This is a genomic window from Paraburkholderia sp. FW306-2-2C-D06C, from assembly GCF_058781505.1.
The window spans coordinates 58,701-69,402 of the sequence record NZ_JBYSWU010000045.1; the positions used below are offsets into that span (position 1 = coordinate 58,701).

The following is a 10,702-nucleotide window of genomic DNA, read 5'->3' on the forward strand; positions in this document are numbered from 1 at the left end:
CAGCGGCAACGCACTTATCAATAGCAGGGTTCGCGTCAGCTTCGAGGCATTCAACTCCATCAGAACCCCGATCCAGTGAATTCGGTGCCGGGGTACGCCGTCTCCTGGCCGTTCGCGTGCAGCACGAGCCGCACTGAATAGTGATAACAGGCGTACCGCCCGACAAAGTGACTCAGCACGTCGCCAAACAGCACCACGTCGCCCGCGCCGGCGAAACCCGCAGAATCGATCTCCACGTGAATGCCGAACTCCCGCAGCACGCCTCCTTTACGGATGACTCTTCGTGGCTCGATCCATACGCGCCGGATAGCCGCGATACGCTTCGCGTTGTCGTCCTGCCCGGTCCAGTCGTACAGCGCGAGTATGCCGCGCAGAACGTCCGTGTCCAGCACGTTGAACTCGTGGCCGGAGAAGTGCGAGATGACCTGCCACTGGTACTGCCTGCCCCGTGGCGGATAGAGCGGCAGCGTCGGCCGCGTCAGGTTGCGCACGCTCCCGATACCACCCGCGTTCGAGACGGGCGTGGTGAGGGCCGATTCGCGCAGCGCCGCGCGCGGCAACATGCCGTTGTTCGCCAGCACGCGTATCGTGACGTGCGGATCGGGCAGGCTGCCGGCTTCCTGCCCGGCTTTGTCCCACACGTGGCCGCCCAGCGTGATCCACATCTGGCGGCCACCGGCCGCGCCGTAGCCCATCGACGTATGGAAATACCGCTCGGGCGCGTCGTGGCGCCGCATGCCGCCGCGGTGCTGGAACGTCCTGAAGGGCTGGTAGGCGTGCTGCTCCGCGCTGTCGAGGTCGGTGGCGATAACCGACAGCCCTTCGTACGGCTCGATGTGCGCGCCGTACGCCTCGGGCGCGCGCACCAGGTAGTCGCGATCGTGCGCGTTGGGCTGCAGCGGCTGCGCGTCGATCTCGAACAGGTTGATCACCGGCGTGCAGGAGAGCCGGATATGCTCCGCGCCGAAGGTGATATCGCCGGTGAGCTGTCCCTCCAGCACGATCTCGAACTCGATGCGCGTCTCGCCGGCCGGTACGCTCGCCGCATCGAAGCCGCACAGGTCCACGAAATGGAATTTCTCGGGGAACGTGAAGTACTCCAGCATTGTCTGCTCGCGATCCAGCTTCCGATCGCGCCGCCCGTCGTCGGACGGCCATAGCCGTGTCTCCGGACCAAAGCCGGCTGCCTCGATCGTCATGCGCGGCTGCGGCTGCACGCGTCCCTCGTGAATCAGCGGCATGCGTACCCCGATCGTGTCCACCTGGCGCGTGAACGCCGCGTAGAGCGCCGCGGCGGTGAGCCGGTCGCCGTGCAGGTACAGACGGATGCGCGACAGGTCATCGAGCGAACGCTGGTCGACGTGCAGCAGTTCGAACGCGATGCGGATCACCGTGCGGCCGTCCGCGCGCACCACAGGACCGGCCTCGCGCACGTGGAGCGGCAGCAGGCGCACCGGCTGCGTGGTGCGGTAGGTACAGACGGTGCCTTCGGGGCCGACTGGACTGGAGCGCACCTGAAGGCCTGCGGACAGCGTACCGGGTCCGCGTGCCGCATCCGCACGCGGCACGCATTCGAGGATCGCCAGCGACGGGATCGTGCGGCCGGCATGCGGCCACAGGCTCTCGATCATCGGGTCAGTGATCTCCGGCAGCGCGTCGTCGAGCTTCATGCGCAGCCGCCCCATCAGGAACGCAAAACCCTGATAAAGCCGTTCCAGGCTGTCCTCACGCGGCCCGAGGTTCGTCAGGCCCAGCCGGTGCGCGGTATCGGGATGCTGTGCCGCGAACTCGCTACTCGCGTTGCGCAGATAGCGCATCTCCGCTTCGTAGTATTTCAGAAGGGGATTGTCATGGTCACTCACGGCGTCATCTCCGTCGGTAAAGGGGGAAGCACGGGCACGGCGCCCGCCTTGCTGACCATAAAGATGCGCTCGGGCATTTTGAAGCCCCGGAGCTTGAGCAGATCGAGCGGCCCCGCGCCGACCTGCGTGCGCAGCACGTAGCGCAGCGGCGCGGCATCCGGCTGGTCCCACGTCAGTTCGTAGCGGCTGCTGTCGAGCGGCTTGATCTGGGCCTGGGCGAGCAGCCGCAGGAAGGCCCAGTCGCCGGTCGCGTCGAATGCCTGGCGCAGGCCCGCATTGACCATCTGCCACATCAGGCCCGCACGGCCGTTCAGGCCGTTACCCGGCCACGCCAGCGCGGTCCAGGATTCCTGCTGGTTGAAGTAGACGACCGGCTTGCCGTCGACGGTGAGTTCCGTACGGGTTACGTTTGCGGACGGCAGCGCCATGATCTCGAAGTGATAGCCCGCGTCACCCTGCGCATACAGTTGCGCGCCGAGCGTCGAGAGCTGCCGGATCGCGGCAAGGAACGCCGGATCGAACTGCAGCGCCTGCGGCGCCAGCTCATTGGGCACCCACTGGTCGCCTTGCGGCTTCAGTACACCAGCCAGCTGCGTCGTGATGAAGCGGGCGATCAGCCCGGTGTCGGGACGCACGTAGCGCCCCAGTTCCGCAAAGGACGCGTCGGCATTCGACTCGAAGAATGGATAGCGGCCGTTGAATGTGCTCCTGAACGGTGCGGCGACGCTTGCGCGCCATGCTTCGTTCAGGCTCGCCGCGGCTGGCTGAAGGATCGTCTGCCAGGCGGCATCGAGGGGGCGCGCGAACACGGCGTCGCCGAAGCCGGCCCAATGCGTGCCGAGGCTGGCTGCCGTGAGCGCCGCGTCGTCGCGTGCCTGCGCGAGTTCCGAGAGCTTGCCCTGGAACACGGCCTGTGCGAGCGAGCGGGCCATCGCCTGGGCATCGGGGCTCGCCGCGATCTGCTGGAGCTTCAGGCGCATCGTGGTCGCCACCGTCAGGTAGCGCGCGAGGCTCACGCCGTTGAGGGCGATCGGTGTATTCGCTGCAGTGCCTGCGTTGTTCGCGCTCGTGCCACTGTCACCCATCAGCGCGAGCAGTGGCCCGAACGGCTTGTCGAGCGGATTGACGGCGGATTCCTGCGCCTTGTCATCGCTGCGGACGCCCCGCAGGAAGTCCCCTTGGGGGATCAGGCTTTGCGCCTTGCGCACCAGCGTATCGGTCAGCGCCTGCGACGGACGGCCCGCCTGCGCCTGGTACTGCACGGACTTCATCAGCGCGATCAGCGGCGAGGTTTGTGCGTCCGCGAGGCGCGCGAGCTGGTCGATCGCGCCGTTCAGGTTCGCTGCCGGCTGCCACTGGATGCTGTTGAGCAGGCCCTGCCACGCGGCGGCGTATTCAGCGAAGTAGCGGGCGGTCAGCCGTGCCTTGAGATCGTCGCTTGCCCGTGTCCCCTCGATGGCTGCCGCTGTGGTCACGACGGCATTGCCCATGGACTGCGCCGGCCCACCGCCCGACAGGACCCAGTCACCGTTCACGCGCTTCCCGCTCGCGGCCTTGTCGATGGCGTCGGCAATCATGCCGTCCCACGCTGCACGGGTGTAGATACCTGGTACTGTCTGCGCAGTGGTGAACAGGCCACGCGCGTCCGCGCCGTTGAGCAGCGTCGTGAGCGACGCGTCTGCGTACTTGCCTTTCGTATCGTCGAGAATGCTGTGGTACACGGTGTCGTCAGCGTTCGAAAGGCCGATCTGGTTGACGAGTGTGCTGCGCGCGGCGGTCACGAGCTGGTCCGACGCGTTGATGCGCCACTCCGTATGGGCTTTCAGGTGATCCGCATAGAAGCTGGCGAGCCGCTGCGACGTGTCCAACCATTCGCCCGTCGACATCGCAGGCGGTGTGGGCCACGCGGCGAGGATCTGATCCTTGAGGAACGCGGGATCGGTGCGGCTGGGTTCGGCGAGCATCAGGTACGCCTTGAGTGCGTTATAGCCGTGCCGCTGCGCATCGTGGCTCTGCAGCGCATCGGCGCGCACCTGCGCGAGATCCACGAGCATGGTCTGGAGACTTTGCACCACCGGGCGCTGCAGGTTGCGGTCCGCAGTGGTTCGGTACGGCTCCCACAACGCATCGAGCACGGCGTCGTTGCGGCTCAGGCCCGCGCGTAGATACCACGGCGCGCCGTGCTGTCGCCGGTACTCCAGCGTCTCGATGCGCTGCTGCAAGGCGAGTTGCGCACGCAGCGCCGCCGGGGTGCCGGGTGCGGCCGCGAGAGCGGCGTCGGCGCTCGCCCGCGCGTCCCGGATGAGTTGCCGGTTGCCGGCAAACGAGATCGTCATCGCCACGCACCAGCCGATTGTACCCACCATGACCGCGGCGGCGATTGCGTTGGGCCAGTAGAAGCCGACACGTTTGCCGTGCTGGCGACGCACGCCACGGGCGATCTCCTGCCAGGTGGGCAGCAGCGAGGCCGGCTGTACACGCTGCGTCAGGCTGGTGACACCGGCGGCCTGGCTCAGGGCCGTCCGGGTGGACGTGGCTTGTGTCGAAGCTGCCACCGCTGGCGTGACGACCGGCGCTGCATCCAACTGGCTCGCCTCGAACACCGGTGCGAACATCACACCGCCGAGCGGTGCGCGCAGCCACCTCGATGCAATCAGTGCTTCCCAGCCGGTCACGATCCGCTCACGCTGTTCGCCGATGTAATTCGACACCTGCGCGAGGTACGGCATGCGGGTCGACTCTCCGCACAACTGCACGCCGATCGTTCCCGTCTGCTGTTCGAGTGTGGCGAGCTGATCTTTCAGTTGATGGGCCGAACTCCTGTCTGCGCGCCGGGGCGAGCCCGATATAAAGGCGCCAATGGCCTGGAATTTCTCGGGCTGGCCACCGGTCGCTTGCACGGCATGCAGGAATGTGATTGGCGCGGCCCAGCCAAGATCTGTTGCGATCGTGGCAAGCGTGCGTGGAAGCTCGGCGTCGGGTCGGATGTCTTCACCGGTGCGTACCACCTGCACCACGCCGTCGACTGGACGCCTGCTTCGCAACTGCCTAACCTGTTTGCGCCACAGTCCTGCATCGATACCGTCGGGTGCAGCATGCACGAGGATTGCATCGGCAACATGCATCACGCCCGCCTGCTTGAGGCCGGGTGCGGCCGTCTCCACCAGCGTGTCGCTGCCGCTCACCAGCAGCCACGGCAGGCGGTAGCGCCAGAACCAGCCGTGCGAGGTGCGCAGTTCGTCGCACAGGTATTGCAGGCGTGTGTCGCGTTTGAGCGCTGCGGTCGGCTCTACGGCTTTCGACTGATCGCCGGTGTCCCGGCGAAACAGCCGGCCCACCATGCTGTATGCGCCCAGTCCCAGCGCAGCCGGATGCAGGATCACGACCGCAACCAGCACACCGAGAATCCACAGCGAGGCAGTCTTTTTAGCGTCAAGCGTCGTGAAATTGAGCTGATCGCCCTTGAGCCAGACCACTCCCAGCGCAAGCCCGGCCAGCACGACGGCGGCGACGATCAGCCCCCAGATGGCGAGCGTGCCCGGTGCGCTGGCGGACTCGTCGCTAGATGCAAGTATCTTGAGGTTATTCGCTGAATTCGTCATGCGGTGAAGTGGGGTCCGTTGCGGGGTTCACGTAAAGGATCGCGGCCTGCGCGGTTTGCGTGTGCTGAGGGGTGTGAAGGATCAGGTGCGGGCCGGCCGCTGCCGACTCGACCGCCGCGGCGACCGACAGCCAGCCGCCTGCCGCGCCCGCGCGACCGATGAGGCCATCGGCGCGGCGCTGCGTTTCGAGCTTCGTGACGCCGGTAAGCGAAGCCTTCTTGAGTGCGGCGAGTAGATCTGTGTCGTGTGAGGCGTGCAGCCCGCTGATCCAGGCGGGCTGGACGGTGGGGGCTCCGGCGTTGCCCCACAGCACGGCGTTTGCGAGCACATCGGCGAGCGTATCCAGTTCGCCCGCCACGGGCCGGTGCAGGGTCGCCACGACCTTGACCGGCTCGGGCAGGACGAACACGCCGGGGCCGAGCAGGACTGCGATGCTGCCTTCGGTGCTGCCAACGGACGGCAGCGCGTCGTGCCATTCCGCGGCGATCACCAGCAGGGGGCGTCTCTCGCCCGCGTCGAGCCACGCGTCGGCCACGAGCAGGCTGTCGCTGGCGGGCGCGGCGACGCATTCCAGTGCAGGCAGTCCGGCAACCTGCAGGGCGTGGCGGACTTGTTGCACGCGAATGTCGGCCGTTTCCGCAGAAGCGAGCACCCGCACAGCGGGCGCATACGTCGCGCCGTACTGCGACAAGGCATGCAGGCTTGGGACGAGAGGGTCGAGGGTCTGGGCAAGCATCCGCACGACGGGCGGAACCTCTTCGAGAGTGAGGACAGGCGCATCTGTCGGTTCCTGTGTGGCAACGTCCGTCATGGCCTCATCCGTCGACGGCGGTTCATCTTCGAGTGGATCCGAAAAAAGCGGATCGTCATCGGCAAACCGGCCATGCACGACTGTTCCGGATCCGCTGCGCGGTGCCTGCGCCTTCATCAAGGATGTTGTCCCAGCAAGCGCTCTCGCAAGTCCCGTGCCACCAAGCGGCAGGCAATATCCGACACCGAGCACCTGCAGCGGTTGCTGCGCATAGCTCACGCGGCTGTTGAGCCATTTGCGCCGGTGCATGTTCCAGTAATGCGCCCGGAACCAGAGTGCTTCGTAGCCGGCGCGCGCAATGCCTAGTGCGATAAAAAACAGGCCGTTGGGGATACCCGCCACGCAGAACCAGAACCTCGGACCGCTCGCGGGCGTGCCGGCCGGCCACAGCAGCAACGCTGCCGCTGAGCCAATTCCGTTGCACAGTACGCACCCAATGAGCCACGGAACAAGACGCGGCCGGTTCGTCGGGTAGGCACGCGGCGGTCCCGCGGGCGACAGATCGACCGGCATCGTCAGGCGATATTCACGTTCTGCAGCGACGACAGGAGCCGGCAGCCGCACGCGCAGCGGTGGTGGTGCATCGCGACCGGCTTGCCGCCCTTGCCGGGAAACGCCGCGTTGCCTTCGGCAATCGCCGTTCTTCCATGCAGCGCACAGAGTGCCTCGTCGCCGAGGCACGCCAGGAGCTTACCCATGAACATCATTTCCGATGAGGCTGTCGTCACCTCGCCGCCGTTTTCCAGTTTGTCGCCGATTCGAATGGGGCTTCGCATTGCTAACCTTAATATAGTTGCAGACCACGGCCAAACATGTTGACGCGCTCATGCTGACTGATGTTGATGACAGAGCGGCTCAGATGAAAGATAGATTGCACAGTTATTCCTTATATGCATTTGTACAATGGGATTGTGTATCCTAAATCTCTATTTGTCTGTTATCTTTTAAACGGCGATCATCATTACGTGGAAGCAGAAAATTCTGCAAATTGCCGAGAATAGTCTTTCTTGATGGCACTCAATTTAATGATCGGTCAGTCTGGCCTTTAAGATCATCGCTTTATATTCCTCCACGAGCGCATCACCCTTGGTTGTATGAGGCGCACAAAATCGAGTTTGCAGTGCATGCGATTCATCCCCGATGGCGGCCGAGACGCATCTAACGTTTAATGAATAACCGTCGTTTTTCTTATAATGTGAAAGCATTTGCATAAATCCGGTCCACTCCGCAATATATCCATGAGCTCCATCAAAATAAACCTGCTTGAGTGGCTCATTTTTTATCGTGTGTCGAGTAAAATACGGATCATCGATTTCATCAAATGAAAAATATCTCTCTCCGCCATAATCATAGGTGTACCCGGGGTACGTCAAAATATAGTCGACCCTCTTGTTTTCAAAGATGATAAGTGAATTCATGTTGGCATAGTTTTTATGTCCTTTCATATCAAACTCGCACGAATTTTTTTCAATTAATTTAAAATTGGCGGTTGACTCGATGGAAAATCCGCATGCGTCGTACGCCTGCGCGCGGGCCGCAATGATAAAAGTCGCGAGAAGGAAGGCCTGATGTAAATATTTTTTCATTAATTTACTCCCTCATCAGTTTAAATGATGGCATGAAATTTTCTACCATATGGCACGCCAGGAGCTTGCCCATGAACATTATTTACGATGAGGCGGTCGTCACCTCACCGCCGTTTTCCAAAGAATCACCGATACGAATAGGGGAATTCATAAGCGTCATTGAAAATTAAATAATTTCTCGCACAATGCGTGATCAATCCGAGTTCTCTTGTTCAATTCAATGTCAAAAACATCCACATATCCATCAGACCCGCAACTATGCAAATCCAGCGAAATATAATGACCATCAAGTGAAATCGTTGGGGATATATTAGAAGACGCTTCAGGCAGCATTTTTGATGGGCGTACCCCAACTCGATAAAACCCCGGTAAATTGACAATATTTTTGTCGCTGCCAATTTTTGCTACAACAGCCAAAAAACTCATTGGATTAACGGCGACGGGCACAAGAGATGCATACAAGCCCACTTGTAGATTTACGTCCGATAAAAATCCAACATGAGGAGCGGCACGTTTTGCGTGAACGACTTTTGCAGGATCGCATTGCAGCAAATCGTTAACTGGAATAAACGAAGTTCCCGACACAATTACTGACTGTCCATCAGAACTCAGCTTGAGATCAATGGGTTTCTGGTCAATTGCACAACGATGCTCAGATCCAGATTTATTTATTAAAATTTCTGAGCCGGAGACTCCTTCAACACTAATCTTTTCTCCTGCGATCGATTCAACAGCCGCAATCCCGCACGACAACGCCAGAAAAGAAATAAAAACGTATCGGAAATATTTCACAAAAGCACCTCTTTTATCATTCTCGTATACTTGACTCTGTCGTTAAGTCCATTTTCTGCGCCATTAATTCCTTTGGTCACTTTCTTGATGACGTCTTTTTCTGCATTCACCTCGGCTTGCGTCGTCGCAATTTTCAGGGAGTCTGCATCTATTTCCCGCATCACTTTTGGGCGAAGCGAAGTTATATACCATGCCCCTGAATCGATGCAATTGCTAGGCACCGTCGCAGCGACCTCTGGATTAGAAATGATTGCGGGAATCTTTGACATAGCCGATCGGTGTTTTGCCACGAACTGGGGGTCGGTCCACCAGGAATTCGTAAAACTAGACTGCTGGATCCAGCCTCGGTAAAGCCAGTAATCCGCATAATTGCTTCGCCCTGTTAACTGTTTAAATCCACGCCCCCGGAACTTCTGCGCATCTTCAAAATCGCAGTTGCCATTTTTCCAATTGTACGATCTGGCGATAAAACCACCGTTAGAGCTGTATTTTTCTAGCCGGTAATAAGGATCACTCTCAGCCGGAACGGCGCCATACCAGTGTCCCAAGGTAGCCTCAGATATGGCAGATTGGCTGTTTATTGTTACGCCGTAGACAGCGGTAGGCGTCACGGTGCCGACCATGCTTGTTTCTTGCATCGATCGCAAAAAATTAGACTCAACGGCACCCTGTCCAAGGAAATGAGTTTGCCGGATGTAGTTTGCAATCCCATATTTTCTGAAAGAAAAATTAAGACTGTATCTATATTTTTCTCGAAAATTCTCGGCGTTGCTCCCCATATTTTGATTGGTATAAACTATCTTGAATTCATTCTTTGAAAACCAAGCGGCCTTTCTAAAGCAACGAATGAATTGAAGTGGATGGAAGAACCAGAGTTTCGTACCCGGTTGCAGGTGCGTCGTATCCCAGAACTGGAACTGCTTCAGCAGAGCGATAAACTTCCCATATCCGGCGCTATCACCATAATAGAATTCGCCCTGCTGGCTGAGCAGCTTTCCATAGCGTGCGTCGTTATTTGTACCGTCCCACTCGCTCGGCGCCTGACAGACAAACCCTTTGAGCAGATCACGCACACCGGTCGTATTCCTGACGTACCGAACAAGCGCTTCTTCCTTTTGATACTCCTCGTGTTCGCCTTGCTCCTGCTGCGTCTGATGCTCTTTCGCAGGTCCCAGGATCGCCTTCAATCGATCAATGTCACACAACCCGTCCATTGCAAACGGCCTATTGCCTTCATCAACCTTTTGCCAGCTCGCGAGAAACGGGAAATCGGCATCGGACAGCTTCACTATCTTCCCGTTGTTAAGGTCGATATAGCCCTCCTGGCCAGTCGCGAATGCTGCACGTATCCACGTTGTTCTTGCTTGCCCTGCCGGAAGGGTAGGCGAACCTGACAGGATCCGGCCGAAGCGCAGCAGTTCATACCCGTCGCTCGGACACGCCGGATAAAGTTTCGTTGCCCGCTCGTACAGCTTGTATTCGTACTCCGGCTCTGCCTTGTTTTTTACGAGCGGGGTTCGCGAACCGTCTGCCGCGACACTCCAGACGCTCGTGTACTTGCTGCCTCTGTGAAAGTACGATTCGATATGCAAAGGTTGCGGGTTTTGACCGCTTTGCAGGGCATCAAAAGCGATTCCGTGCAATTTGCCATCGACCGTTCCCGGCGGCTGCGCCACGAACGTTTGATCCGCCGGAATAATGCAGTAGCTATGCCCCCAGTAGTCGGTACCCGCGGGCGTATGGGGTTGTGTGTTCCCGAGTTGCGTCGCGCCGAAGTAATGATCGAAATCATCGGGCAGCATGAAGATCTCGAAGTGGATATGCCGCTGCCCGTGGCAACGCCCCGGGAGTCCGAGTACGTCTTTCCGGGATACCTTTTTCCCGCCGCCTGCTTGTGCGGGAGGCGCGACGGGGGGATTCAGGCTTCCTCCCGGCGAAGGCATGCGCAGAAATTCCGGCAGCTCGTTCCCGCTTACGCCAACGCTGTTGTACGCGCTCAACTCCAGCAGATGCATGTAAAGCGAGTAAAACGTCAGCGTCCGGCCGTCG

At 60.0% G+C, this 10,702-nt stretch carries 8 protein-coding genes; 1 reads left to right on the top strand and 7 read right to left on the bottom strand.

Annotated features, from left to right (window positions below):
- Positions 1-59 precede the first annotated feature (59 nt).
- The 4 genes from tssF to AC3WLT_RS27590 are packed head-to-tail and all read right to left on the bottom strand — an operon-like array spanning position 60 to position 6,973.
- Complete coding sequence (gene tssF / locus AC3WLT_RS27575; protein ID WP_492594831.1) at positions 60-1,862, bottom strand: type VI secretion system baseplate subunit TssF; 1,803 nt, start codon at positions 1,860-1,862, stop codon at positions 60-62.
- Positions 1,859-5,464, bottom strand: a complete 3,606-nt coding sequence (locus AC3WLT_RS27580) for an ImcF-related family protein (protein ID WP_492594832.1) — start codon at positions 5,462-5,464, stop codon at positions 1,859-1,861. The genes tssF and AC3WLT_RS27580 overlap by 4 nt, the downstream gene beginning before the upstream one ends.
- Entirely contained in the window at positions 5,445-6,788 is a 1,344-nt protein-coding gene (locus AC3WLT_RS27585; protein WP_492594833.1) for a hypothetical protein, read from the bottom strand. Before AC3WLT_RS27585 ends, AC3WLT_RS27580 begins: the two co-directional genes overlap by 20 nt.
- A 2-nt stretch (positions 6,789-6,790) precedes the next feature.
- On the bottom strand, positions 6,791-6,973 hold the full coding sequence (locus AC3WLT_RS27590) for a PAAR domain-containing protein (protein ID WP_492594834.1): 183 nt from the start codon (positions 6,971-6,973) through the stop codon (positions 6,791-6,793).
- Here AC3WLT_RS27590 and AC3WLT_RS27595 point away from each other — a divergent pair.
- Positions 6,972-7,094, top strand: a complete 123-nt coding sequence (locus AC3WLT_RS27595; RefSeq protein ID WP_492594835.1) for a hypothetical protein — start codon at positions 6,972-6,974, stop codon at positions 7,092-7,094. The two genes, AC3WLT_RS27590 and AC3WLT_RS27595, sit on opposite strands and share 2 nt — an antisense overlap.
- A gap of 203 nt (positions 7,095-7,297) precedes the next feature.
- On the opposite strand, the gene AC3WLT_RS27600 is transcribed toward AC3WLT_RS27595, so the two are convergent.
- From AC3WLT_RS27600 to AC3WLT_RS27610, 3 genes are all read right to left on the bottom strand, one after another.
- Positions 7,298-7,861 carry a hypothetical protein gene (locus AC3WLT_RS27600; protein ID WP_492594836.1) on the bottom strand — a complete coding sequence of 188 codons (564 nt, stop codon included), beginning with the start codon at positions 7,859-7,861 and terminating at the stop codon, positions 7,298-7,300.
- 156 nt (positions 7,862-8,017) lie between these two features.
- Entirely contained in the window at positions 8,018-8,653 is a 636-nt protein-coding gene (locus AC3WLT_RS27605; protein ID WP_492594837.1) for a hypothetical protein, read from the bottom strand.
- The coding region (locus tag AC3WLT_RS27610; protein WP_492594838.1) for a glycoside hydrolase family 19 protein at positions 8,650-10,702 on the bottom strand (2,053 nt) is incomplete at its 5' end. The genes AC3WLT_RS27605 and AC3WLT_RS27610, both read right to left, overlap by 4 nt.